21 protein-coding genes are annotated in these 25,705 nt (G+C 36.8%); 16 read left to right on the plus strand and 5 right to left on the minus strand.

The genetic code is table 11. The features are described 5' to 3' along the window. Nucleotides 1–43: 43 nt before the first annotated feature. Both rpoN and ACUNWD_RS13780 read left to right on the plus strand, forming a co-directional pair. Nucleotides 44–1,492, plus strand: a complete 1,449-nt coding sequence (gene rpoN / locus ACUNWD_RS13775) for an RNA polymerase factor sigma-54 (RefSeq protein WP_445588403.1) — start codon at nt 44–46, stop codon at nt 1,490–1,492. Between the two features lie 226 nt (nt 1,493–1,718). After that, nucleotides 1,719–2,108: a phosphatase PAP2 family protein gene (locus ACUNWD_RS13780; RefSeq protein ID WP_445588404.1), complete on the plus strand. Its 390-nt coding sequence runs from the start codon at nt 1,719–1,721 to the stop codon at nt 2,106–2,108. On the opposite strand, the gene ACUNWD_RS13785 is transcribed toward ACUNWD_RS13780, so the two are convergent. The 3 genes from ACUNWD_RS13785 to ACUNWD_RS13795 form a co-directional block, all read right to left on the minus strand. Beyond that, complete coding sequence (locus ACUNWD_RS13785; protein ID WP_445588405.1) at nt 2,101–2,508, minus strand: SPOR domain-containing protein; 408 nt, start codon at nt 2,506–2,508, stop codon at nt 2,101–2,103. The genes ACUNWD_RS13780 and ACUNWD_RS13785 overlap by 8 nt on opposite strands. Before the next feature lie 66 nt (nt 2,509–2,574). After that, complete coding sequence (locus tag ACUNWD_RS13790) at nt 2,575–3,279, minus strand: response regulator transcription factor (protein ID WP_445588406.1); 705 nt, start codon at nt 3,277–3,279, stop codon at nt 2,575–2,577. A 93-nt stretch (nt 3,280–3,372) separates the two neighbouring features. Next, the gene (locus ACUNWD_RS13795) at nt 3,373–4,410 is read right to left on the minus strand and encodes a sensor histidine kinase (protein WP_445588407.1); all 1,038 of its coding nucleotides are present in this window, start codon (nt 4,408–4,410) and stop codon (nt 3,373–3,375) included. A gap of 140 nt (nt 4,411–4,550) precedes the next feature. Between ACUNWD_RS13795 and ACUNWD_RS13800 the strand changes: the two genes are divergently transcribed. From ACUNWD_RS13800 to lon, 9 genes are all read left to right on the plus strand, one after another. Further along, a complete protein-coding gene (locus ACUNWD_RS13800; RefSeq protein WP_445588408.1) occupies nt 4,551–6,794 on the plus strand; it encodes an inorganic phosphate transporter in 2,244 nt (747 codons plus the stop codon). A gap of 189 nt (nt 6,795–6,983) precedes the next feature. Further along, nucleotides 6,984–8,288, plus strand: a complete 1,305-nt coding sequence (locus ACUNWD_RS13805; RefSeq protein ID WP_445588409.1) for an oligosaccharide flippase family protein — start codon at nt 6,984–6,986, stop codon at nt 8,286–8,288. Between the two features lies 1 nt (nt 8,289). Then, nucleotides 8,290–8,970 (plus strand): DNA alkylation repair protein, encoded by a 681-nt coding sequence (locus ACUNWD_RS13810; protein WP_445588410.1) that lies wholly within the window; start codon nt 8,290–8,292, stop codon nt 8,968–8,970. 124 nt (nt 8,971–9,094) lie between these two features. Next, on the plus strand, nt 9,095–9,868 hold the full coding sequence (locus ACUNWD_RS13815; RefSeq protein ID WP_445588411.1) for a Bax inhibitor-1/YccA family protein: 774 nt from the start codon (nt 9,095–9,097) through the stop codon (nt 9,866–9,868). Between the two features lie 105 nt (nt 9,869–9,973). Further along, complete coding sequence (locus ACUNWD_RS13820; RefSeq protein ID WP_445588412.1) at nt 9,974–11,140, plus strand: GNAT family N-acetyltransferase; 1,167 nt, start codon at nt 9,974–9,976, stop codon at nt 11,138–11,140. Between the two features lie 63 nt (nt 11,141–11,203). Then, nucleotides 11,204–12,379, plus strand: coding sequence for a GNAT family N-acetyltransferase (locus ACUNWD_RS13825; protein ID WP_445588413.1), 1,176 nt, complete (start codon nt 11,204–11,206; stop codon nt 12,377–12,379). Nucleotides 12,380–12,439: 60 nt separating this feature from the next. Then, nucleotides 12,440–12,724 carry a type B 50S ribosomal protein L31 gene (locus tag ACUNWD_RS13830; protein WP_445588414.1) on the plus strand — a complete coding sequence of 95 codons (285 nt, stop codon included), beginning with the start codon at nt 12,440–12,442 and terminating at the stop codon, nt 12,722–12,724. 78 nt (nt 12,725–12,802) lie between these two features. Then, a complete protein-coding gene (locus ACUNWD_RS13835; protein WP_445588415.1) occupies nt 12,803–13,987 on the plus strand; it encodes a GlmU family protein in 1,185 nt (394 codons plus the stop codon). Between the two features lie 100 nt (nt 13,988–14,087). Further along, a complete protein-coding gene (lon, locus tag ACUNWD_RS13840) occupies nt 14,088–16,517 on the plus strand; it encodes an endopeptidase La (RefSeq protein ID WP_445588416.1) in 2,430 nt (809 codons plus the stop codon). Here the strand turns inward: lon and ACUNWD_RS13845 are convergent, their stop codons facing one another. Beyond that, on the minus strand, nt 16,518–17,282 hold the full coding sequence (locus ACUNWD_RS13845) for a LytR/AlgR family response regulator transcription factor (protein WP_445588417.1): 765 nt from the start codon (nt 17,280–17,282) through the stop codon (nt 16,518–16,520). Nucleotide 17,283: 1 nt separating this feature from the next. Then, nucleotides 17,284–18,036 carry a LytR/AlgR family response regulator transcription factor gene (locus ACUNWD_RS13850; protein ID WP_445588418.1) on the minus strand — a complete coding sequence of 251 codons (753 nt, stop codon included), beginning with the start codon at nt 18,034–18,036 and terminating at the stop codon, nt 17,284–17,286. A 285-nt stretch (nt 18,037–18,321) separates the two neighbouring features. Between ACUNWD_RS13850 and ACUNWD_RS13855 the strand changes: the two genes are divergently transcribed. From ACUNWD_RS13855 to ACUNWD_RS13875, 5 genes are all read left to right on the plus strand, one after another. Next, on the plus strand, nt 18,322–19,431 hold the full coding sequence (locus tag ACUNWD_RS13855) for an AI-2E family transporter (RefSeq protein ID WP_445588419.1): 1,110 nt from the start codon (nt 18,322–18,324) through the stop codon (nt 19,429–19,431). 254 nt (nt 19,432–19,685) lie between these two features. Continuing rightward, complete coding sequence (locus tag ACUNWD_RS13860) at nt 19,686–20,837, plus strand: cytochrome c3 family protein (protein ID WP_445588420.1); 1,152 nt, start codon at nt 19,686–19,688, stop codon at nt 20,835–20,837. Nucleotides 20,838–20,865: 28 nt separating this feature from the next. Continuing rightward, nucleotides 20,866–23,808 (plus strand): TAT-variant-translocated molybdopterin oxidoreductase, encoded by a 2,943-nt coding sequence (locus tag ACUNWD_RS13865; RefSeq protein ID WP_445588421.1) that lies wholly within the window; start codon nt 20,866–20,868, stop codon nt 23,806–23,808. Nucleotides 23,809–23,829: 21 nt separating this feature from the next. Further along, nucleotides 23,830–25,209, plus strand: coding sequence for an NrfD/PsrC family molybdoenzyme membrane anchor subunit (gene nrfD / locus ACUNWD_RS13870; RefSeq protein ID WP_445588422.1), 1,380 nt, complete (start codon nt 23,830–23,832; stop codon nt 25,207–25,209). A gap of 3 nt (nt 25,210–25,212) precedes the next feature. Continuing rightward, nucleotides 25,213–25,686, plus strand: coding sequence for a DUF3341 domain-containing protein (locus ACUNWD_RS13875; RefSeq protein WP_445588423.1), 474 nt, complete (start codon nt 25,213–25,215; stop codon nt 25,684–25,686). Nucleotides 25,687–25,705 lie beyond the last annotated feature (19 nt).

Genomic DNA, 25,705 nt, shown 5'->3' on the forward strand with positions numbered 1-25,705 from the left:
TCTGTTCGCATAAAAATTTTAATTTTGGAGAAACTTAGATAGTATGCCATCACAGAAACTCAGCTTACAGCAGAAATTGCTTCAAAAGCTTTCACCGCAACAAATTCAGGTGATCAAGCTTTTGGAGATACCCACTATGCAGCTTGAGCAAAGAATTAAAAAGGAGTTGGAGGAAAACCCTGTTCTTGAAATGGCAGGTGATGTGGCAGAGAGTGACGATGATGAGCGTGATTCTTCAAATGACAACGAGAGTGATGAATTCTCCCTGGAGGATTACATGGATGATGATGATGTACCGAACTACCGCCTTTCTTCCAATAATTACTCGAAAGACGATAAACAGATAGATATCCCTTTTTCCAGCGGTGTTAGCTTTCATGAGTTTCTTCAGGAACAATTAGGTTTAGCTGAGTTAAATGAAACTCAGAAACAACTAGCCGAATATATTATTGGAAATATTGATGAAGATGGTTATTTGCGTCGTGATTTGTTCGCGATAAGTGACGATCTTGCTTTCTCAATGAATATGAATGTGAGTGAGGAGGAGCTTAATGAAATTCTGGAAATTATTCAGGATTTTGATCCTCCGGGCGTTGGAGCTCGTGACCTTCAGGAATGTTTAACGCTTCAGATTCAACGTAAGAAAGGAACAGATACGACTTGTTTGGCCGCGAGAATAATTGCTGAAAATTTCGAAGAATTCACGAAAAAGCATTACGATAAGATCATTCACAAACACGATATTACAGAACAGGAGCTAAAAGAGGCTATTGCCGAGATTTTAAAATTAAATCCTAAACCGGGTAGCTCATATAGTAACCCAATGAGTAAAGGGAATCAGGTTATTGTGCCTGATTTTATTCTTGACAATATTGATGGGGAGCTTCAATTGTCTCTTAATCAGCGAAATGTTCCTGATTTGAAAATGAATGGAACCTATCTTGATATGTTGAAATCGTATACTATGAATAAGAAAAACATATCGAGGGACCAAAAGGATGCAATGGTTTTTGTAAAGCAAAAGCTGGACTCAGCAAAATGGTTTATCGATGCAATTCGTCAACGTCATCATACCTTGCTAGTTACCATGTCGGAGATCATTGACTTGCAAAAGGAATATTTTAAAGAGGGAGATGAGACCAAGCTGAAACCAATGATTCTAAAGGATATCGCCGACAGAACAGGCTTAGATATTTCAACCATTTCAAGGGTTTCAAATAGCAAATACATCCAGACTCATTTTGGTATATTTCCACTGAAGTACTTTTTCTCCGAAGGAATGCAAAAAGACAACGGAGAGGAAGTTTCAACCAGAGAAATCAAAAAAATACTTGAGGAATGTATTGACAATGAGGACAAACGTAAGCCACTCACAGATGAGAAATTGGCACAAATATTAAAAGAAAAGTCTTACCCAATAGCAAGAAGAACTGTTGCAAAATATCGTGAGCAACTTGGAGTTCCAGTTGCACGATTGAGAAAAGAATTATAGAATTATGAATACAAAAGAGGCGATAGCCAAAAGTTTATCAGTTGCTTTTCATCCCTTATTAGTGCCGACCTTTGGTTATCTCCTGTTGATGAACTCGGGATTTTATTTTTCTTTGATGTCATTTGAAGTCAAAAAATTTATCTTTTTAATAATTTTCTTGAGCACCTGTTTATTGCCTTCAATTAGTCTGTTCTTGCTGTCAATGAGTCCGAAGTTTGATAGCCAAATGAATAAAAGCACCGATCGGGTGCTTCCATTGCTATTCAGTTCTGTTTATTATTTCCTGGGATACTACTTTCTGGGAAAGGCTCCTGTCTATCCTGTCTATCGAATTTTTCTTATTTCCACCATTCTTATTATTGTTCTTTTGATGCTAATTTCAATGAAATGGAAAATTAGCAATCATATGGCTGGAATTGGCGGACTAACCGGTGCAATATTAGCCCTTTCCTTTCGAATGGGAATCAATACTTCCTTATTGATTGGGGTATTAATTATTATTGCAGGATTGGTTGGAACATCGCGTTTGCATTTAAACAAACACAATGCGTTGCAAATATACGCTGGTTATTTTCTCGGATTTGCGGTGAATTACCTGGTGTTGATTTTTATTTAACCATTATCCAGACATTTTCATACTCAGTGTCTTTTTGAAGCTTGGCAAGTGCTTCTTCTGCAAGTTTCAGGTCGTCAAAAGATTTCAGTGCTAAACGATAATAGCCATCTTCATTTTTCATCACCAAATCAGATTTGAATCCCTGATCCCTGTATTTTTTATTCCAAGATTCTGCAAATTCTTTAACCGTGTACGAATCTATAATGAGAAAATAGCGATCATCCTGATTTACTCCTTCATCAACAATTTCGACTACCGGCTCAGGTTGTGGTGTGGATTCAACAACCTGAACAGTGTCTTGAGGAGCCACATCTATTTCGAGGTCTACAACTTTATCTTTTTTTGATTCACACGCTGCAATAGCAATGATCAAGATTAGTACAATGTATTTGGTCTTCATTACCTATGATTTTAAGCAAAAATACAGAAAGAATTACAAAATATTGCCTTGAAATATGGATTACGCTTAATCAACAAATTTGTAACCGATTCCTTTTAAAGTTTTGATGTGGTCATTTCCAATTTTTTCCCGAAGTTTACGGATGTGAACGTCAATTGTACGATCGCCAACTACCACATTATCACCCCATACTGAATAGTAAATTTCTTCGCGAGTAAAAACTTTGCCAGGTTTTGAAACAAGCAGGGAAAGTAATTCAAATTCTTTTCGGGGGAGAATCATTTCCTGATTATCTTTTTTGATCAGGTATCTTTCTTTATCAATGATTAAATCACCGATGGAAATTATATTGCTACTTTCTGGTGTTGTAGTCGTTGCAGTTGTTGTGCTTCCACTTCTTTTTAGCAACGCTTTTACACGACTTACTAATACTTTTGGACGAATAGGTTTGGTTATATAGTCATCAGCACCAGCTTCAAAACCTGCAATTTGTGAATAGTCTTCACCACGAGCTGTGAGGAATGCTATGATTGCATTTTGTAATGAAGGTATTTTTCGGATTTCTTCACATGCTGCAATGCCATCCATTTCGGGCATCATAACGTCAAGGATAATTAAATCCGGAGTTTTCTTTTCAGCAACTTTAATTGCTTCGACTCCATTTTGTGCTGTGTAAACTTTGTAACCTTCTTTTTCGAGGTTATAACTAATGAACTCTAGAATATCGACTTCATCATCTACCAAAAGAATCTTGTATTTATTATCACTCATATCGGTTATATTAACACCTGCTAAAGTAGTTTAATAGCTTAAAAGGAATGTTAAATATTTTTTAATATTGAATTCACAGGGAAATTACCATTTTCATTTGGCTTTTTCAAGTGTAAAGGTAAAAGTTGTTCCTTCATCCACCACTGATTTAACATTGATTGTTTGCTCGTGGGCCTCAATAATATGCTTTACAATGGATAGTCCGAGGCCTGTCCCTCCCTGTTCGCGCGATCTGGATTTGTCAACCCGATAGAATCTTTCAAATATTCGGGGAAGATTTTCTTTCTCAATACCAATCCCATTGTCAGTGACTTCCACCATGATATTGTCGTGTAAATCATAAAAGGAGATTTTTACATATCCTTTGCGTTGCCCATACTTAATGCCATTTGCAACCAAATTGGTAAGTACTTCCATGATACGCTTTTTGTCCGCTTTAACTTTGACAAGCTTTTCAGGTTTGTCAAACTGCAATCGAATTTTACGTTCATTGGCCATTAACATTTCCATGTCTATGACTTCTTCGACCATTTTTGTGAGATCAATTTCTTCAAAATTCAACTTCATCTCACCCGACTCCAATTTGTTGATTGATTCCAAATCTTCCACAATTGAAATCATCCGGTCGATACTTTTTTCAGTACGTTTTAGATAGAGTTTGTTAATTTTTGGATCGTCAATACCTCCTTCAAGGAGCGTTAATATATACCCTTGGATATTAAAAATTGGAGTTTTTAATTCGTGTGAAACATTTCCTACAAATTCTTTACGGTAACGCTCCATATCTTTCAGGCGTGCAATTTCCTGTGTTTGATTTTTTGCCCATTCCTCCACGTCGAAGCTAGTGTCAGCAATGATGTTTTTTTGCTTCGTGGGCTTTGATTTCTTCTTTTTTTCCTTGACAGGGATTTGTCTGATTATTTTGTAAAGTGGATCAATTTTATCGTTGACATATTTATTCAAAACAAAATTCATGATGAAAAAGACCAAGCCAAAGTAGACAGCGATCAATATAAGGTAGAAATAAAATGTTGTGTCAATCCATAGGAAGAAAATAATAAATGCTACGCTTAATATTGTTAGTAGTTGGGCCAGATATATCGCTAGCCTTTTTGGAGAATACGTTTTCATACTGATTTTTTTGTCGGTTTAAAAATAGTAAAAATTGTCGGTCAAATTCATTAACGGTATAATGATGGTTAGTTAACAATTTTTTAATACTTTAGATCGGTGTGAGCTATTACTTTAGCGGCCGTTAATCTTAAAAGTATATGATGGAACAATTCTACCTTATTTTAGTAGTAATCCTATTTGCATTAGCCATATCCGATTTGGTGGTTGGTGTAAGTAACGATGCGGTAAACTTTTTAAATTCCGCAATTGGTTCAAAAGCTGCCCCAAAGTGGTTGATCTTTACAGTGGCCAGCCTCGGTGTTCTTGTTGGTGCAACGTTCTCCAGTGGGATGATGGAAGTTGCACGTAAGGGTATTTTTCATCCTGACATGTTTTTCTTTTCAGAGATCATGATCATCTTCCTGGCAGTGATGATAACAGATGTAATCCTACTGGATTTGTTTAACACATTGGGAATGCCCACATCAACAACTGTTTCCATCGTATTTGAATTATTGGGTTCTGCGGTTGCAGTTTCAGTAGTGAAGATCAGTCGTATGGGACATTCATTAGCAGAACTTTCACAATACATTAATTCCAGTAAGGCCTTGGCTATTATTTCAGGGATCTTGCTTTCTGTATTTATAGCATTTATTGTAGGTGCTATCGTTCAATATATTTCGAGGATTGTCTTTTCGTTTCGTCAACATAAAACTCTAAAGTTCTATGGGGCGATATTTGGGGGATTGGCTATTGCTGCAATGACCTACTTCATGATTATTAAGGGAGCAAAAGGAGCTTCTTTCATGTCAAAGGAAACTGTAGAGTTGTTGAAAACAAATATGATTTCAATTTTGATTTACAGCTTTATTGGATGGACAATTTTACTTCAAATACTCTACTGGGTATTTAAAATTGACATTCCTAAAGTGATTGTTTTGGTTGGTACTTTTGGTCTGGCCATGGCTTTTGCTGGTAATGACTTGGTAAACTTCATTGGAGTTCCTCTCGCTGGATTTGCATCATTTAATAATTGGACTGCTAATGGTGCGATGTCGCCCGACTCATTCGAGATGGGGGTATTGGCTGGAAAAGTTCCAACACCATCGTACATGTTGGTTATTGCTGGGTTGATAATGATAATTACGCTGATAGCTTCAAAAAAAGCACGATCAGTTGTTGCTACTACGGTTGATTTATCACGCCAGGGTGAAGGTGATGAGCGTTTTGGATCGTCAGTTCTTTCAAGAGCAATTGTAAGGTCAACAGTGAAAATAAATAAGAACTTTAGAAAAATACTTCCTAACGCTGTTGTTACTAAATTGGATGAACGTTTTGAAGAAAATAAGGAAGTTCAAGATATTTCTGATAGCGAAAAACCTGCTTTCGATAAGATTAGAGCATCTGTAAATTTGGTTGTTGCAAGTATTCTTATCTCAATTGGTACTTCTTTAAAGCTTCCGTTATCGACAACTTACGTGACTTTCATGGTGGCTATGGGAACGTCATTAGCAGATAGGGCTTGGGATCGTGAAAGTGCTGTTTATAGAGTATCTGGTGTTTTTGCTGTGATTGGTGGTTGGTTTTTAACTGCACTAGTTGCATTTTCAGTTGCAGCTGTAATAGCCTGGATAATTGTTGTTAGTGGCAAGTTTATGATTTTTGTATTTGTGCTTGTAGCCATTCTTATGGTTGGAAGAACTTACATTGTTTTCAAAAAGCGTGCGAAAGAAAAAGAAGAAGAGGAGAAGGAAAGCCAAGATGAGTCAGAGAAGATAATTGAGAAAACGAAAAAGCAGGTCGTAAACACAATTATTAATGCAAATCAGATATATTCTGTCGGAATAGAGAGTTTTATTCAGGAAAGTCGTTCCAGTTTGAAGGAATGCATGGATATGAATAAGGCGTTTAATAAGAAAACAAGGAAAGCGAAAGAAAGAGTATTTACAATTATTCAAAAGCTACAGCAGGAATCGATGGATAGCGGTCACTGTTATGTGCAAATTGTCGATTATCAAAGAGAAGTGATGCATTCGCTGAATTTCCTTGTTGAGCCAATGCATAATCACTTGGAGAATCATCATAAACCGTTCATAAAAGCACAGATTAAAGAGCTTAAAGATCTTAGCTCACAATTGGATGAGTTTTTCAATTTAGCACTGCATTTGGTAAAAGAAGATCAGTATGAAAAGCTTGATGATTTATTTTTACAGAGGGATAATCTTCTTGAGCGCCTTACGCTGATTGAGAAGTCTCAAATTAAGCGAATTAAGAATAAAGAAGTGAATACTAAGAATTCAATCTTGTTCTTGAATATTGTGACTGAAACAAAAAATCTGATTCTTCATTCAATGAATTTGATGAAATCACAAAGAGATTTTATCAAAATAAGTAATAAATAGAAGAGTCGATTGATAAAAAACATAATGGAGGAAGCATGGAGCTTCCTCCATTTTTTATTTATGCTAGTTTCTTTTGCTGAATTAGCAAAGCATAAATCTAGTGTTGAGTTTAATTTTATGAGGGATCGTGTTAAAATAAAAGATGGTATTGAGATAAATTAGACTTGTGTTTATTTGTAGATTTACGAGATGAAAATGAAATTATCCAATATTTCTTCCTTGCAATTATTCCAATTGTTTAGATATACCACTTATATTTTTATTGGTGTGGTCTTCACTAAAACAAGTTTGGGAGTGAGTGATATTGGGGCGTATGAACTATTCTTGTTTCTTTCGGGTGCTGTCAGCTTTTTTTGGTTAAACGGATTAATAAAAGGAATGCTGGCACTTTCCAAAGAAAAAGAAATCGAAGCTCACAATGTCGTTTTTAATTCATTTTTGGTGATTAGCATATTCACTTTGATGACAATTTTGATGCTTTATTTGATAAATGGGCTGTCTGTAATTGTTTCTGTTTCGGATTTGCAAATACGCTATCTGCTGTTGTTGTTGGCTTATTTGTTTTTCAGTATTCCCGCTAATCTGATTGAGTATTATTTTCTTATTCGAGATCACGCAAGTAAAATCATTAAATACGGGGTAATCAATTTTATTGTCTTATTCTTTGCCGTTGTGATTCCAGCAGTGCTCGGAAAACCTATTGAATATAGCTTGTACGGATTGCTTTTTAGTGCTTTCCTTCGATATGTGTATTTGGTTTTTTTAATGTTAAACCATAGAAATCTAAAGATATCAATACCATACGTCAAGGAGCTTCTTTTGTTATCTTTTCCGTTAATCCTATCTACGCTTTTAAGTGGTTCCGCTCAATATGTTGATGGTTTTATAGTTACTTCTCAATTTGATGAAGCTACTTTTGCCGTATTTCGATTTGGAGCCAGAGAATTACCATTAGTTTTGTTATTGGCGAATGCATTTAGCTTCGCTATGTTGCCAGAATTTTCATTTAAAAATCGATTGCCGGAATTATTGCAGAAAATACGAAGTGAGTCCTTGAAAATGGCGAGGTATCTATTTCCGGTTTCTGCTCTTTTGTTAATGCTTTCTCATTTTCTTTTCCCAATTATTTTTAATACTCAATTTGAAGAGAGTGCAACCATTTTTAACGTGTATTTACTGCTCATAACAAGTCGGTTATTATTCCCGCAAACTATTTTGGTTGGGTTGAAAAAGACTTCAATCATAGCATGGGCTTCATTTTTAGAATTGGTGATTAATGTTTCGTTGAGTTTGTGGTTTGTTTCTGTATGGGGAATTAAAGGTGTGGCTTTTGCTACAGTGCTTGCCTACTTGTTTGAAAAGGGATTTTTAATTGCGGGCGTGCAGAGGTATCTTAACATTCCGATAACTAAGTATCAAAATATTTTCTGGCACTTGATCTATTCGCTACTTTTGTTTTTCGTGTTTTATATAGTTGAGTTTGTAATTTATTGAGATGGAAATACTTATTGATAATCCTGAGGTTGAAAAGCAATTTCGTGAGATTTTAGCAAGAATTAGGGGACTAAAGAATGGCGAAACTGTTGCTCAAATGAAATCGATGGGCATGGTTTATAAAATAAGCTGGGGTGCGTCTGTTATTTCATTGCGTGAATTGGCTAAAAGCTACGAGAGGAATCATTTACTGGCGTTAAAATTATGGAACAAGCAATGGCGAGAAACAATGATTTTAGCAACGTTGCTTGATGAGCCCGATAAGCTGACAGAAGAACAGATGGATTTTTGGACAAAAAGTTTTGAAACCAGTGAAATTGCAGAGCAGTCGGTTGCCAATTTATACGCGTATTCAAAATTCGCATTTGTAAAGGCATTGGAATGGTGCCGTGGTAAAAAGCATTTAGTTCGACATACCGGTGTTCACTTAATGGGGCGTTTGGCTATGGTTGATAAAAAGGCCATTGATGATATGTTTGAGCCATTTTTCGAGGTGATTCTGCCACTAACAAAAGATCCTGCACTGGGGCAAATTCTCTACCGATCACTTTTGATTATGGCAAACCGTAGCGATCAACTAAAGGAATCATGCATTAAGTTTCTTGAATTAGTGAAAGATCTGGAGGAGACTCAACCCAGAAAGCTCGCTGAAATATTACTGGAAGATATTGCTGAATTGTAGCTTTAGCCGTGTGCCTTAACATTTATTTGAAATTTTGTCAGACTTTTTTTGTGGCAGGATTGTTGATTATCCCAGACAAGTTTGATAAACGTGTCTATACTTTTTACATTAAAAATTGAAGAATATGAATTTGACAAAATCATCGAATCCGGCTTTCGGAAAGGCTGTTTTTGAGCGCGCGCAAGTCGGTGTTCAAGAAGATAGAATGACGATTGAAGGAACTGTAAATAAAACCGGGCTTATGCTGTTGATATTAGTTTTTGCAGCATTGTTTACCTGGAGGAAGTTTTTTGGAGCGTATGATTTTTCATCTCCGGAGAATGCTTTTTCAGTAGTTGGACCGTGGATTTTAGGAGGAGGTATCGGTGGCTTTATAACTGCAATAATAACGGTTTTTAGTCCCCGGCGATCCGCAATAACTGCGCCTATTTATGCTGTATTTGAAGGTTTATTTTTAGGTGGCATTTCAGCCTTTTTTGAAGCGATGTATCCAGGTCTGGTAATACGCGCGGTAGCTTTGACATTTGGGGTGTTTTTTATCCTTTTATTCTTGTATCGCTCAGGGAAAATAAGAGCTACGGGGAAGTTTCGAATGGGTATTCTTGCTGCCACCGGAGGTATTGCTTTAATATATTTTGTAAGCTTTATTGCTAGTTTTTTCGGAGCTAGTTTTAATTTTCTATATGGAAATAGTACTCTGGGGATAGGATTTAGCTTGGTGGTCGTTGTCATTGCAGCTTTGAATTTAATCCTTGATTTTGATTTCATTGAAAGAGGGGCATCTTCCGGCGCTCCGAAATTTATGGAATGGTACGGAGCATTCGGCTTAATGGTAACCTTGGTATGGTTATATCTTGAAATTTTACGCTTGTTGTCAAAATTGGCAAGTCGCGATTAATTTTAAATTCATAACATATTTTCATATGTCACAGGGGTTTTGCCCCTGTTTTTATTTTATACTTAAAAAAACTACTTTCGAGGACAACTTTTGAAAACTATTTCTATGAATCTTATTGAAGTAGGAGACAGAAAGACCATCAACGCATTTCACAAACTTCCGTATTTCATCTATAAGAATGATGATTGCTGGGTTCCGCCATTGCGGATGATGGTAGAACCTCTGTTTGACACGCAAAAAAATAATACATTAAAGAATGGAAAGGCCTCTCGCTGGTTAATCGAAAAAGATGGAAAGATTGTTGGTAGAATAGCAGCATTTGTTGTAGATGCGTATGCAAATAGCTTTGATCAACCAACTGGTGGTATTGGCTTTTTTGAATGCATTGATGATCAGGAGTCGGCGAATTTATTATTTGATACTGCTTGTGGTTGGCTCAAAAAAGTGGGAATGGAAGCTGCTGATGGCCCAATTAATATTGGTGAAAACTTTTTTAACTGGGGACTTCTTGTTGATGGTTTTGTGCAGCAAGGGTTTGGAATGAATTATAATCCACCATATTACCATGCTCTTTTTGAAAATTACGGCTTTAAAACTTATTACGAACAATATAGCTACCACTTAAATATCACCAGCCCAGACTTACCGGAACGATTTTGGAAAATAGCGGAATGGACTTCTAAAAAGCCGGGGTATAGTTTTAGGCAATTTACCCTGAAAGAACAAGATGAATTAATTGATGATTTTATCGAGATTTACGAACTGGCTTGGAAGAAACATGATAATTTTAAGAAGATTGATCCCAAGGAAATAAAGGATATGATCAAGCAGTCGAAGATGATGATTGAAGAAGAATTCATCTGGTTTGTTTACCATGATGGTAAGCCAATTGCTTTTTTTATGATGGTTCCTGATTTAAACCAACTGTTCAAACACTTCAGAAACGGTAAATTGAATTTGCTGAAATTGTTGAAGCTAATTTATCTCAAAAAGAGAAAGGTAATTAGTCGTTGTCGGGTTTTGGTGATGGGAGTCGTTCCAAAGTTTCAGAAGTCAGGTATTGAGTCAGCAATTTTTTACCAACTTCGACAGGTTCTGTTGAAAAAGGACTGGTACAATGAAATGGAGTTGAGTTGGGTAGGTGATTTCAATCCAAAAATGATTTCTATTTTTAAAGCAGTTGGTGGCAAACATGAAAAGACTCACCTAACATTGCGCTATTTATTCGACAGGGAAAAAGAATTCCATCGTTCTCCAATTATTGAGGATTGATAGAAAGTCATAGATTTCAACTTTTAAATGTTGTATATTACACCGCAAAACTTAAACGTAACCATGCAATTAAACAAAGTAAACAACTCAGAAACAATAAAGCTTTTTCACCAATTACCACATATCATTTATAAAAATGATTCGAATTGGGCTGCTCCTATTCAGGGGATGATTGAAAATACTTTTAGCCCGGATAAAAACCCATCATTTAAGCACGGTGAAGCTGAACGTTGGGTAATTACGGATAATCAGGGGCAACCAATTGGCAGAATTGCAGCTTTTATCAATTATGATAAAGCAAAAACATTTGAGCAACCAACCGGTGGCTGTGGGTATTATGAGTGTATTGATGATGAGTCGGTTTCGAAATTGCTGTTTGATACAGCAAAAAATTGGTTGGCAGAGCGGGGAATGGAAGCGATGGACGGGCCGGTTAATTTTGGAGAGAATTATATGAACTGGGGGCTTTTGGTTGATGGTTTTATGCCCCAGGGATATGGAATGCCTTATAATCCACCATACTACCAGAAGTTATTTGAGAACTATGGATTTCAGTTATATTTCAAACAGTTTAGTTATCACTTGGATTATTCGGTTCCTTTTCCTGAACGTTTTTGGAAGATAGCTGGTTGGGTAGCACAAAAGCCGGGATATAGCTTTAAGCATTTTAATTACGACGATACGGACCAATTCATAAAAGATTTCTGCTATATATATGATGAAGCATGGCGCTTTCATGAGCACTTTAAGCCACTAGACCCGCAGGATTTGCGTGATTTCTTAAAAGATTCAAAAGCAGTTCTTGATCCTGAAATGATTTGGTTTGCCTATCACGAAGATGAGCCAATTGCTTTGTTTGTGATGATTCCGGATATTAATCAAATTCTGCAAAAACTGAATGGTAAGTTGAATTTTATCAATACCTTAAAATTCTTGTATTATAAGAAGAAAAAGGTAATTAACAGAACTCGTATCTTAATTATGGGGGTGATCCCAAAATTCCAGAAGTCAGGAATTGAATCGGCCATTTTTTGGCATCAGGATAAATTGATGAAAAAGAAACCTCAATATACAGAGGTGGAATTATCGTGGGCCGGAGATTTTAATCCTAAAATTGTTTCACTTTATGAGTCGGTTGGCGGAAAGCATGTGAAAACCCACTATACCATGCGTTATTTATTTGACCAAAGTAAACCATACAAAAGAGCTCCAATAATTGGGAGTGAAAAAGACGAATAAATAAATGAAATTCTTTGGAAATTACGCAAGTATATTTATCTTTGCAACCCGATTGAAATAATGTTGAAAAAGAGATCAGCAATGAAAAAAGAAATACATCCAGAAAATTATCGCTTAGTTGCGTTTAAAGACATGTCAAATGGACAAGTTTATTTGACTAAGTCAACTGTTAATACAAAAGAAACCGAGGTTGTTGACGGCGTGGAATATCCTGTAATGAAAGTTGAAATTTCAAGCAGTTCTCATCCATTCTATACTGGTAAAATGAAACTTGTTGATACCGCTGGACGTGTAGATAAGTTCATGAATCGTTATAAAAAACACATGGATAACCGTAAGAAGTAATTAGATCTTTACGATATATTTAAAAGCTCCGTTTTGCGGAGCTTTTTTTTTCTTTACATTTTCGACAAATTTGCTTCCATGAATTTAATTTTAGTTGACGGGAACAATCACCAGAGTTTACTTCCTCTTACCTATACAAAACCAGCCTCTGAATTGCGGATTGGGATTCTAACTTTAAGGGAAAAGTGGAAAAAAAGAATTACTGGCAATTACTCCTGGAAAACAGAAGAGTATTTGCAAAGTAAATTCCCTTGTCATGTCGAAAGTCAAAATTTATTAGTCAATTCAACAGTCTGTGCTAGTGATGAATTAGTAGGTGAAGTGTTAAAGCTAGAGTTGGGAGAAGGGCTTCAGGCGAATGGGAAGTTTGTTGCGGCAATTGTATCTGCAGATAAGGTTGCAACCATGAATATTGATGAAGTCGATTTGAGTTGGAATGAACTCGAACATGAAGTTACTTTCATCCAGTTTCCATGGGATATTCACGAGAACAATGGGGCTCAATTAAAGCTGGATTTTGAATTGCTTACAAAAGGACGAAAATCACAAAATATCAATACATCCAATCATTTGGCAAATCCTGAAAATATTTTTGTGGAGGAAGGTGCCAAAATTGAATTTTCAAGTATCAACGCAAGTGCTGGGCCTGTCTATATAGGTAGAAACGCAGAAATAATGGAAGGTTCATTGGTTAGAGGACCATTTGCGTTGCTGGATCATTCGGTAGTGAACATGGGAAGCAAAATTTATGGTGCAACAACTGTTGGGCCTTTTTCAAAGGTTGGAGGCGAAATAAATCAGTCGGTTATCGAGGGGTATTCCAATAAAGGGCATGATGGTTTTTTAGGTCATTCAGTTTTGGGTGAATGGTGTAACCTTGGTGCTGGTACGAATGTGTCTAACCTCAAAAATACCTATGACAAAGTAAAGGTTTGGTCATATGCTGATAGACGATTTGTGCAAACAGGCCTGCAGTTTAGCGGGTTAATTATGGGCGACCATTCAAAAGCTGGCATCAATACCATGTTTAATACAGGAACTGTTGTTGGAGTAGGGTGTAATATCCATGGAGCTAATTTCCCGAGGCAGTTTGTTCCATCCTTTGCTGATGGTGGTGCCGGAGGGTATAAAACTCATCTGCTTAAATCTGTTTTTTTTACAGCGAAAAAGGTAATGGCACGACGAGGAAAAGAACTCACCATTATAGATCAGGATATTTTGCAAAAGGTGTTTGAACAATCAGTTCCTTTTAGACGCTTTTAAGACAAAATGACCTTTGGCATGGCTATTGACATAGACTGATGCGATTTTAAAAGAAAAGGCAAACAGACAGTTTGTCACAATTGAAAAGAGAGTAAGAATCATGGGCGAGCATAAAGATAATTTCATGAAAGATATGATATACACCGGACTACCAGAAGATGAAACTGAATTGATTCCTATAATTGCGGACGGCAACGAAGAAGAACTTAAAAATTTTCAGGCGCCTGAAGTACTGCCAATATTGCCTTTACGCAATACTGTTTTATTTCCGGGAGTGGTAATTCCGATCTCAGTAGGAAGACAAAAGTCGCTTAAGTTAATTCAAGATGTTTTTCGTGGTGATAAACTATTGGGCACGGTTACTCAGAAAGATGCCAGTGTTGACGATCCTGCACCTGCTGAATTGTACCAGGTGGGAACGGTTGCACAGATATTAAAGATATTGGAGATGCCAGATGGAACTACATCTGTTATTATCCAGGGGAAAAGAAGGTTTCAGACGTTGGAATATGAGGAAGAGTTTCCCTATTTGAAAGCAAAGGTTACGTTATTGGAAGAAATTACTCCGCAGAACGAAAGTGCCGAGTTTAATGCGATTGTTGGTTCGTTGAAAGATCTTTCGATTAAAATTGCACAATACTCATCTAATGTGCCTCCTGAGGCAACTTTTGCAGTTAAAAACATTGAAAATTCTACATTCCTAATCAACTTTATTTGTTCAAATACAGACCTGAAAGTTGAGGAAAAACAGGCATTGCTCGAAATTCCGGATATTAGAGAGCGTGGTATTCAAGCGATATCGTACTTGGTGAAGGAAGTTCAAATGCTTGAGTTGAAGCGTGATATTCAGTCGAAAGTAAAGACTGATTTGGATCAGCAGCAGCGAGAATTTTTGCTAAATCAACAGATGAAAACCATTCAGGATGAATTAGGTGGAAATCCGATTGAGCAGGAAATAGCAGATATGAAAGAAGCTGCGAAAGAGAAGAAATGGACTGAGGAGGTCGCAAATCACTTTGAAAAAGAAGTAACCAAGTTGCATCGATTGAATCCGGCTGCCGGAGAATATTCCGTGCAGTTTTCATACTGCCAGGCATTGTTGGAGTTACCTTGGAATGAATATACAACTGACAATTTTGATTTGAAACATGCTGAGAAGGTGTTGGATGAAGATCATTATGGGTTAGAAAAGGTGAAGGAGCGGATTTTGGAACATTTGGCTGTTCTGAAATTGAAGAACGACATGAAAGCCCCGATTCTATGTTTGTATGGACCTCCTGGAGTTGGTAAAACTTCATTGGGAAAATCCATTGCTAGAGCTTTAGATCGCAAGTATATTCGCATGAGTTTAGGCGGATTGCATGATGAAGCTGAAATTAGAGGACACCGAAAGACGTATATTGGAGCCATGCCCGGGCGGATTTTGCAAAACATTAAGAAAGCTAAATCCTCAAATCCTGTTTTCATTCTTGATGAAATCGATAAAGTTTCTCAGGATTTTCATGGAGATCCTGCCTCTGCATTGTTGGAAGTTCTTGATCCGGAGCAGAATACCGAATTTCACGACAATTATGTTGAAATAGAATATGACCTTTCAAAGGTGATGTTTGTTGCAACGGCGAACACATTGAATACCATTGCTGCTCCATTGAGGGATCGATTGGAACTTATTGATGTAAGTGGTTATATCGTTGAAGAAAAAGTTGAAATAGCAAAAAGGCACCTGATTCCAAAGCAATTGGAAGAACACGGGGTAGGAAAAAGAATGGTTACTTTTCCTAAGGAAGCTATTGAATACATTATCGAGCATTATACACGTGAGTCAGGTGTTCGCGAGTTAAACAAGAAACTGGCTAAGGTAATTCGACGAATTGCGAAGAAGATTGCTTTTGAAGAAGATTTCAATAAAAAATTGACAAAAGAGGATATCCGTGAGTACCTTGGCGTGAATCAATACAATAGAGAAAACTATCAGGGAAATGATATTCCTGGCGTGGTTACAGGCCTTGCATGGACTGCTCATGGTGGTGAAATTCTTTTTGTTGAAGCGAGTCTTAGTGCCGGAAAAGGTAGTCTTACATTGACGGGTAATTTAGGTGAAGTGATGAAAGAGTCTGCAATGTTGGCTTTGGAATACTTGAAATCACATGCTATTGAGTTAGGTGTGAAACCAGAAATGTTTGAAAAGAACAACGTACATATTCACGTTCCTGAAGGTGCAATTCCAAAGGATGGTCCATCAGCCGGTGTTACAATGGTTACCTCGTTGGCATCAATCTTTACCGGACGAAAAGTAAGGAAAAGTATAGCGATGACCGGAGAAATTACCCTTAGAGGTAAAGTGTTACCTGTTGGCGGAATTAAAGAGAAGATTCTGGCTGCTAAACGAGCTGGTATTAAAGAAATTCTGTTGTCATCCGACAATAAAAAGGATATTGAGGAAATCAAAGAAGTGTATTTAAAAGGACTGAAATTTAGATTCGTAAATACGATTAGTGAATTGTTGGAGTATGCTTTATTAAAAAAATAACTAGGTAATCGGGAAACAATTTAATTTTTCGAAAAACGACAACCCTGTTCTATTGAGGGGCTCTTCCAAACTAACATCTTTATGTTGGAGGATGCATGTCCTTCTTTTTCTTTCAATTCTTCGAAGGTATTGCAGATTTACGTAAGCAGAACGATTTACTTTTACAAAACTGGGGGTGTCGATCATGTCAATCACCTTTAGAACGTTCAAGGTGATTAGCTCCGAATTATCATCGGTGGTAAAAATAAGCGTATAATTATTCTCCGACCGTAATAGCATGATGTTATCAGGATTAAGTAGTACTATTCCTGAACGGGTAGGAAATTTAATTTTCGGATTGGACTTGTTGTTTTTTACAAAAATGTCCATTCTTCTTTCAAGCTCTTTCCGTTTCGTTTTTGTTTTATACCGATTAATAACAGAGATTAATTCCTCTGGGCCAAATGGCTTTATTAGGTAGTCTAATGGTTGCACCTTTAGCGCATTATAAGCATATTCACTATAAGCAGTTGTGAAAACAATTTCGGTATCTAGTTTATAGTCTTTTATCATTTGAGCGACCTCCAGACCATTTATCTCAGGCATATCAATATCCAAAAAGACAATGTTAGGCATCTTCCTACGAATGAGTTTTATCCCCTTCTGTGGATTGGTGGTTTTTTCAATCACATCAATCTCATGAAAGGGTTGAAGATAAATTTCCAGTAAAGAAATAGCTTCTTCCTCATCGTCAATAATCATAGATGTTATTTTGTCTTCAATCATTTTACTTCAAATTCATTTCACAAAGCAACTTGATTTGTTTTGCTGATCCCCGTAGTTTAACATTTTTCTCCAGCGCAGACAATACACATGAGTTATCATTTCTGTTAACTTTCCATAACTTATCCAGGTTGATTAGTGTCGATCTCCCGATTCTGAAAAATCGAAAATCTTCCAGCATCTTTTCAACTTTTGCAAGGTAAGTATTCGCTAACTCAATACTTCCATTAGTTAAATGAATATCAGTGTAAGAGCCTTCAGCTGCGCAATATAAAATATCATTCGGATCTATCAGTATATGACTATTCTTAGAAGATATTTTCAGTTTTAATCCATTGTCAATGTTATTAAGAACCTTGTCAAGTTTTTCGTTGATATTCATGTTCTTATGTACCCGATATTTTTCGATCAAGGAGCTTAGATCTTTTTCATTAATGGGTTTTAAGATGAAGTCGTATACTTGGCTTCTGATCGCTTCAATTGCAGAATCTTTGTAAGCACTTACAATAATGATATTAGTAGCCAGATTGCGCTTTTTTATCAGTTCAATAAAATCGAGGCCTGATTTTCCAGGCATAACAATATCAAGAAAAACAATATCTGGGCTGATGTCAATAAACTTGAAAAGGGCATCTTCAACATTACCCGCTTCATGTATTTCCCCAATTCCCGAATTGCTTTTTAAAAGATAACAAAGCAAATCACGATCTGCTTTTTCATCATCAACGACCAGTGCCTTCAGTCTTAATTTTTTCATCTATCGTAGATCTTGCAAAAAGCAAATTTATCAAAAAAAAAAGATAATAAGTTTCTATTTGATTTATTTATATAACAATATGCAATAATTACCAATTAGTAATTAACTATAATATTGAAAAGTTAGTTTTATAATTGTAGAAAATACGTTTTGTCTAAGTCTCTGTTTATAATAAATTTACTGTTTGAAATTTGTCAGAATTGAGCAAGTTAATATTAGACGAATTCTTAATAGCGTTTTCCTAAATTGTTTTGAATAAACCAATATATTTGTAAAAAAAACATTATGATTCGAGTTCAGGGGACAACAAAAAATATTCTGCTAGGGATTGGAGCCCTACTTATTTTGTTTTTGGTTTGGTACTTCAGTGCTATTGTAACCTATATTTTAATTTCAGCAGTACTTTCATTAATAGGAAGACCAGTTGTTCGATTTTTAAGCAAGCTTCATTATAAAGGATTCAAAATATCAGAGACCCTTGCAGCCTTTTTGACTTTAATATTATTCTGGGTGCTTTTTATTGGTTCTTTTCGTTTCTTAATTCCCTTGTTGGTTAATGAGTTTGAACAGCTATCAACCATTAACTTTCAATCGGTAATTGAAGTTATTGAGCAACCAGTTAAGAATTTGATGGCACTTTCAGGAGGAAATGTCCCCAGCGATGATGGTGGCTTTTTAGCAATAATAAAAGAGCAACTGGGAGAGATCGTTGATGTTTCTAAATTGACAGATGTTTTTGGGTTTATTGCCGGTACTATTGGTGAATTTTTCATCGCCTTTTTTGCGGTTTCATTTATAACATTTTTCTTTTTAAAAGAGGAGAATATGTTTAAAGACGGAATATTAGTGCTGATCCCATCTGATTATGAAGAAAAAGTTTCAAAGATTCTATCCTCAATTTATAATCTGTTAAGGAGATATTTCATAGGTCTTGTTTTTGAAGTTACCATGGTAGGTATATTAGTAACTCTGGGATTAACGATTGTGGGTATTGGTTTTAGTCACGCTGTGGTTATCGGCTTATTTTGTGGATTGTTTAATGTGATCCCATATTTGGGCCCATGGATGGGGGCTACTGTAGGTTTGCTTATTGGTATTGCAATAAATCTCAATTTTGATTTCATGAGTCACACCCTGCCTATCTTAGGATTTATGCTACTTGTTTTTGTCATTGTCCAGGTAATTGATAATATTTTGTTTCAACCACTTATTTATTCGAGCAGTGTAAAAGCTCATCCAATGGAGATTTTTCTGGTAATTATGGCAGCTGGAAGCGTGGCAGGGATATTGGGTATGATATTAGCAATACCTTCCTACACGATAATTAGGGTAATTGCTAAAGAGTTCTTCGACAACTTGAAAATTGTCAGAAAGCTAACTGAGAATTTAGAATAATTCATAGATTTTTGTTATTGATTTTGAATGCATATTGTTTTTGTCTATGATGTAATGGGATATGTCCTAATTGATATGGTTAAAATTCAGCTACTTAAATAATCCACTACTGTTACAGTATTTTACAGGTCATTACTAAAGCTTTTCTCTCGAATATTTTTTAACTTGTAAATGAAAACCTTAAACTCAAAAGATTGTTAAATCTGATGAGTTGCTAAAACCTAGGTCTAAAAACACTTACAAAAGCTTTTAGAATGAAATTTAAGATCCCTGTTTCACCTGCTTGCAGGTACTTGCCAATGGCATTTTTCATTGTTTTCTTATTTCTATTTAATGCTCCAATATTTGCTATTGAGGTTGATCATGGAGAAAGTCATGGCCAATCGCATGCAGATATTAAAAGAGGGGAGCGTTTTTTTAAAGGATTACTTCCGTTTGATAGGGAGCATCCATCGTGTATGTCCTGTCACAATCTTGTACCAACTGATACTTTGAATTGGAACCCATCAGCAATAGCAATAGCCGAGAAGTACCTGGACAAGGATTTTGAGGCATTTAAAGCCGCTGTAATGGCCCCAACAGTTGGAAAAATGGCAGAGGTTCATCAATATTTTGATATATCGGAAGATGATTTTAGAACCGTTAAAGTTTATTTAGATGATTTAGCGATAACTGGCATTCCATCTCAAAAACCAAGTGTTAATAACCTACTCATATTTATATTTCTTGGAATATTAATTACCTGGGCGTTAATCGAATTAATCTTTTTAAGAAAGATCAAATATAAATTTATTCCTGTGCTGATTTTTCTCGTAGCGTTTGGACTCCAAGTGAAGATGATGGTTGAAGAAGGTATAAAACTAGGACGTTCTGAAGGATATGCACCGGATCAACCGATCAAGTTTTCGCATAAAGTACATGCTGGTGAAAACGGTATAGATTGTAAATATTGTCACCACAGTGCAGAGTACAGCAAATCGGCTGGTATCCCTGCTATGAATTTATGTATGAATTGTCATGTATTAATTCGTGAGGGCACGAATTCCGGAAAATTTGAGATAGCTAAAATAGTAGAGGCCGTTGAAACAGAAAAACCTGTAGAATGGACTCGATTACACAATCTTCCCGATCATGTTTTCTTTAGTCACGCAGCGCATGTTGGTGTTGCAAAGCTGGATTGTCAGAAGTGTCATGGCCCAGTTGAAGAAATGGACTTAATGCGTCAGCATAGCGATTTGTCTATGGGGTGGTGTGTAAATTGTCACCGGGAAACAGATGTTAAGTTTGAGGAAAATGGGTACTATGAAACTTTCGTTAAGCTGCATGAAGAATTGGAAATCGGTGATTTAAAAAGCATAAAAGCAGAAGATATAGGAGCCAACGATTGTATGCGTTGTCATTATTAATAATGTTTATCCTGAAAAAAGATACTGAATGAAGACCTATTGGAGAAGTCTTGAAGAATTAGAAGATCCAAAAGCCTTACGAATAAGTGAAGCTCGAGAAGAAGCACGTCAAAAAAGCATGCTGTTTAAAAATAAGGATGCTGATGAAGGTAATTCGCGGCGTGATTTTCTGAAAACACTTGGTTTTAGTTTGGCTGCTGCATCTATTGTTGCAAGTTGTAAAAGACCTGTTGATAAAGCTATCCCATATCTGGTGAAGCCTGAGGAGATAACTCCAGGTAAAGCAAATTACTATGCATCTTCGTATTTTGATGCTAATGACTATTGCAGCGTTGTTGTAAAAGTTCGTGATGGCAGGCCTATCAAAATTGAGGGGAATGAATTGAGTTCAATTTCTCAGCAGGGAACTAGTGCTCGAGTGCAAGCTTCTATTCTGAATTTATATGATGGTGCTCGTTACAAAGGACCACTTTCCCATGGAAAAGAAATATCCTGGGAAGAAGCCGATAATTCAGTTCAATTAGCATTAAAGGATATTTCGGAGAAGAATGGTCAAATTGTTTTATTGACTTCTACTATCATTTCGCCTTCGACAAAAGCAATTATTCAGGAATTTTTGGAAACTTATCCTGGAACAAAATGGGTTCAATATGATGCTGTGTCATCGTCCGGAATGTTGAATGCGAACATCAAGAGCTTTGGACAAAAGGCAATACCTGACTATCGATTTGATAAATCAAAAGTTGTAGTGAGCTTTGGAGCTGACTTTTTAGGAACCTGGTTGTCTCCTGTTGAATATACGAAGCAATATACTTCCAATCGTAAGTTGGATGAAGGACAAAATGGAATGCTACGTCATTATCAGTTTGAATCAGGAATGAGTCTTACCGGATCAAATGCTGACGTGAGGGTTCCAATAAAGCCTTCTGAAGAAGCTGGAATTATTCTGGCATTGTATAACCAGATCGCTAAAGTAAAAGGTACAGGGGCTCTCTCTGGTCCCAAGTCTAGCGTAGATATTTCTTCGTTAGCGGAAGAACTTCTGGAAAATGAAGGAAAGTCAATTGTTATTTCTGGAAGTAATGATGAAAATATCCAATTGTTGGTAAATGGAATCAACCAGATGCTTGGAAATTATGGAAGCACCTTATATTGGGAAACTGCTTTGCAAACCAAGCAAGGAATTGATCAGGAAATGAGCAGCTTAATTGGTGACTTAAAAAATAATAAAATTGATGCATTGCTGACTTGGGGAGTTAATCCAGTATATGATCATCCGCAGGGACGTGAGATTATTTCAGCTATTGAGAAATTGCCTCTTTCAATTTCGTTTGCGGAACGTAAGGATGAAACAGCAAATTTAAGTCAACTGATATTACCAGAACCAAATTACCTGGAATCATGGAATGATTTAGAACCAAAAAATGGCTTGCACAGTTTAGCTCAACCTACCATTTCAAAATTGTTTAATTCCCGAAATGTTCAGGAAAGCTTATTGAAATGGACTGGAAAAGAAATTACTTACGGAGACTATATTAAAGGATATTGGAAGGCAAATCAATTCTTAAAACAAAATGAGCAGGCTGACTTTCGGATGTTCTGGAATTTAAGTTTGCAAAAAGGTGTTTTTGAGCCTGGTGCATCAGTATCTGTTGACTACAATAGTTCTGGTTTGGAAAATGCAGCAAAAAAATTGAAACCTTCTCAATCTGGAACTGAAGTAGTTTTATATGAAACTGTTGCTTTGGGAAATGGTAAATATGCGAACAATCCCTGGTTGCAGGAATTACCTGATCCTATTGCAAAAATTAGCTGGGACAATTATGCATCGGTTCCTGTTGCTTATGCCGAAGAAAACGGGCTTACCAATGAAAGCGTTATCAAAGTTAACGGATTGGAATTACCCTTATTTATTCAACCAGGGCAAGCACAAGATACAATTGCTGTTGCTTTGGGCTACGGACGTGAATATGCTGGCAAGGTCGGTGAACAAGTTGGGAAAAATATGTTTGCCTATGTCGGGACTGAAAATGACAATCGAAAATATTTTATCGAAAATGCAACGGTTGAAGTAGTTGAGGGTGCAACCTATCCTTTGGCACTTTCTCAGACACATCATTCAATGGAAGGTCGGCCAATTGTTAGGGAATCAACTTTAGATAAATATCTGGAAGATAACGAGTCGGGAAATGAATTGCATGAAGAATTTGAAAAGCATCATATCACACTATACAAGGAGATGGAATTTAAAGGTCACCATTGGGGGATGGCCATCGATTTAAATTCATGTACTGGTTGTGGAAACTGTGCAATCTCTTGCCAGGCTGAAAATAATATTCAGGTAATCGGGAAAGAGCAGGTTCGCAATCGTCGAATAATGCACTGGATCCGTATTGATCGGTACTATTCCGAGGATCCAGCAAACCCTGAAGTTTCACACCAACCTGTGATGTGTCAGCATTGTGATAACGCGCCGTGCGAAAATGTTTGTCCTGTTGCAGCGACTCCTCACAGTTCGGAAGGATTGAACCAGATGGCTTATAACCGCTGTGTGGGAACCAAATATTGTATCAATAACTGTCCTTATCGAGTTCGACGGTTCAATTGGTTCCAGTATGTTAACAATGACAAGTTTGATTACAATGCCAATAACGAACTTGGAAGAATGGTATTAAATCCTGATGTAACAGTTCGCTCGCGTGGAGTCGTGGAAAAATGCTCGATGTGTGTGCAGCGGATTCAGGAGAAAAAAAATGAAGCAAAATTGGAAGGACGAATGATCGAAGATGGAGAAATTAAAACCGCTTGTCAACAGTCCTGCCCTGGTAATGCAATTGTTTTTGGAGATTTAAATAATCCCGAAAGTAAAATCAGCAAGATGTTTAAAGATAAGCGTAACTACCATCTTTTAGAAGAGCTGCACACTTTGCCTTCGGTAGGTTATCTAACTAAAGTAAGAAATAAAGCTTGATAGAAGAAAAAACGAGACTCTATGTATAATACTGAAATCAGAGGAAAGCTAATTACCGGGGACAAGTCCCTGAAGCAGATATCGAGTGAGATATTAGCTCCGATTGATGCAAAAACACCTGCCTGGTGGTATATCGCATTTTTAATAAGTCTGGGGATGTTTGGATGGGGTATTTATTGCAAATACGTCACCATTTCAACCGGGATTGGAACTTGGGGGGTAAACAATACAGTAGGCTGGGGATGGGCAATTATCAACTTTGTTTGGTGGATTGGTATTGGGCATGCCGGTACTGCTTTTTCTATCTTCCTACTTATTTTGCGTCAAAAATGGCGGACTGCAATTAACCGTGCTGCAGAGGCAATGACGGTGGTGGCTGTTGGTTGCGCCGGATTATTTCCTTTATTGCATATGGGACGACCTTGGTTGTTTTTCTTCATATTTCCTTATCCAAATACCCGTGGCCCGTTATGGGTGAACTTCAATTCTCCGCTTTTTTGGGACTTTGTAGCAATATCTGCGTACCTCTTAATTTCAGCAAGTTTCTGGTATTTTGGTATGGTGCCTGATTTTGCAACTATTAGAGATAAAACTACATCAAAAATAAAGAAGGCAGTGTATGGTTTTTTTGCTTTTGGATGGACTGGCTCCAGCAAAGAGTGGTTGCGATTTGAAGGGTTGAGCTTTGTTTTGGGTGGAATAGCTGCTGTTTTGGTAGTTTCTGTTCACTCCATTGTATCGACCGACTTTGCCGTGTCCGTTGAACCGGGATGGCATACTACCATCTTCCCTCCATACTTTGTTGTTGGGGCAATTTTCTCTGGTTTTGCAATGGTATTGACCTTGGTTACCTTGATGAGAAAGCTCTATAAAATGAATGATTTCATTACCGATTCACACATGGATGCTGTCTGTCGGATTTTGGTATTTATCTCCTTGATTATGGGTACTGCATACCTGACTGAGATTTTTATGGCATGGTATTCCGGATCTGATTATGAAATGTATACCTTCTTTCACAATCGAATTACCGGTGATTATGCCTTGCAATTTTGGGCAATGTTTATTTTTAATGCAATTGTGCCACAGTTTTTCTGGTTTAAAGCTGTTCGAAAGAGAATTTGGCTTGTTTTCATTATTTCAATCATAATCAATATTGGAATGTGGTTCGAGCGCTTCAATATTGTAATTACATCCCTTACAAAGAACTATTTACCTGCAAACTGGGCAACTTATTCTCCTTCGATAATTGAGATTGGATTTTTTATTGGAACATTGGGAATGTTCTCAACCGGGGTATTGTTATTTTTCCGATACATTCCAATGATCGCTGTTTCGGAAGTCAAGAGTGTGGCAAAGTTTGATAAGCCAATGGTAACTAAAGAACATCATAACGAATAAGCTATGGTAGGAGTATTTGATAATGAATTTGATTTGGTGAAGGCTTTTGATAAGATAAAAGCGAAAGGCACCAAAATTAAGGAGGTTTATACCCCTTATCCCATTCACGAAATTTTAATTGGAATGGGAAAGAAAACGCGCATTACTCATGCTGCATTTTTCTATGGTTTATTTGGAGCATTAACAGTTTTGGGTGGGATGTATTATGCCGCTGTCATAAGTTGGCCGCTCAATTTTGGAGGGAAGCCTTTCAATACATTCCCTTCGTTTATTGTGGTGACAATTGTAGCAACCATCTTAATTGTTACGCTGTTCACCTTGTTTACCTTTTCAGCAAGAGCAAAAATATTTCCAGGAAAGAAAGCTGAGATTGTGGACTATCGAGCAACCGATGATAAGTTCGTGATGGTGGTCGATTCAGATACCAAGGAAATTGAAAGCATTCTTAAAGAAAATGGAGCCACTGAAGTCTTTTAAATTCGAATAGTTCAAACCA

This window comes from Sunxiuqinia sp. A32, assembly GCF_052690465.1.

Excerpts from the sequence above, each read along its gene's own strand:
- ACUNWD_RS13825 (WP_445588413.1), top strand. The coding sequence starts at position 11,204 with ATGCAATTAAACAAAGTAAACAACTCAGAAACAATAAAGCTTTTTCAC.
- ACUNWD_RS13820 (WP_445588412.1), top strand. The coding sequence starts at position 9,974 with ATGAATCTTATTGAAGTAGGAGACAGAAAGACCATCAACGCATTTCAC.
- ACUNWD_RS13835 (WP_445588415.1), top strand. The coding sequence starts at position 12,803 with ATGAATTTAATTTTAGTTGACGGGAACAATCACCAGAGTTTACTTCCT.
- ACUNWD_RS13815 (WP_445588411.1), top strand. The coding sequence starts at position 9,095 with ATGAATTTGACAAAATCATCGAATCCGGCTTTCGGAAAGGCTGTTTTT.
- ACUNWD_RS13800 (WP_445588408.1), top strand. The coding sequence starts at position 4,551 with ATGATGGAACAATTCTACCTTATTTTAGTAGTAATCCTATTTGCATTA.
- ACUNWD_RS13850 (WP_445588418.1), bottom strand. The coding sequence starts at position 18,036 with ATGAAAAAATTAAGACTGAAGGCACTGGTCGTTGATGATGAAAAAGCA.
- ACUNWD_RS13875 (WP_445588423.1), top strand. The coding sequence starts at position 25,213 with ATGGTAGGAGTATTTGATAATGAATTTGATTTGGTGAAGGCTTTTGAT.
- ACUNWD_RS13780 (WP_445588404.1), top strand. The coding sequence starts at position 1,719 with ATGAATAAAAGCACCGATCGGGTGCTTCCATTGCTATTCAGTTCTGTT.
- ACUNWD_RS13830 (WP_445588414.1), top strand. The coding sequence starts at position 12,440 with ATGTTGAAAAAGAGATCAGCAATGAAAAAAGAAATACATCCAGAAAAT.
- ACUNWD_RS13855 (WP_445588419.1), top strand. The coding sequence starts at position 18,322 with ATGATTCGAGTTCAGGGGACAACAAAAAATATTCTGCTAGGGATTGGA.
- ACUNWD_RS13860 (WP_445588420.1), top strand. The coding sequence starts at position 19,686 with ATGAAATTTAAGATCCCTGTTTCACCTGCTTGCAGGTACTTGCCAATG.
- ACUNWD_RS13795 (WP_445588407.1), bottom strand. The coding sequence starts at position 4,410 with ATGAAAACGTATTCTCCAAAAAGGCTAGCGATATATCTGGCCCAACTA.
- ACUNWD_RS13805 (WP_445588409.1), top strand. The coding sequence starts at position 6,984 with ATGAAAATGAAATTATCCAATATTTCTTCCTTGCAATTATTCCAATTG.
- ACUNWD_RS13845 (WP_445588417.1), bottom strand. The coding sequence starts at position 17,282 with ATGATTGAAGACAAAATAACATCTATGATTATTGACGATGAGGAAGAA.
- ACUNWD_RS13810 (WP_445588410.1), top strand. The coding sequence starts at position 8,290 with ATGGAAATACTTATTGATAATCCTGAGGTTGAAAAGCAATTTCGTGAG.
- nrfD (WP_445588422.1), top strand. The coding sequence starts at position 23,830 with ATGTATAATACTGAAATCAGAGGAAAGCTAATTACCGGGGACAAGTCC.
- lon (WP_445588416.1), top strand. The coding sequence starts at position 14,088 with ATGGGCGAGCATAAAGATAATTTCATGAAAGATATGATATACACCGGA.
- ACUNWD_RS13790 (WP_445588406.1), bottom strand. The coding sequence starts at position 3,279 with ATGAGTGATAATAAATACAAGATTCTTTTGGTAGATGATGAAGTCGAT.
- ACUNWD_RS13785 (WP_445588405.1), bottom strand. The coding sequence starts at position 2,508 with ATGAAGACCAAATACATTGTACTAATCTTGATCATTGCTATTGCAGCG.
- rpoN (WP_445588403.1), top strand. The coding sequence starts at position 44 with ATGCCATCACAGAAACTCAGCTTACAGCAGAAATTGCTTCAAAAGCTT.
- ACUNWD_RS13865 (WP_445588421.1), top strand. The coding sequence starts at position 20,866 with ATGAAGACCTATTGGAGAAGTCTTGAAGAATTAGAAGATCCAAAAGCC.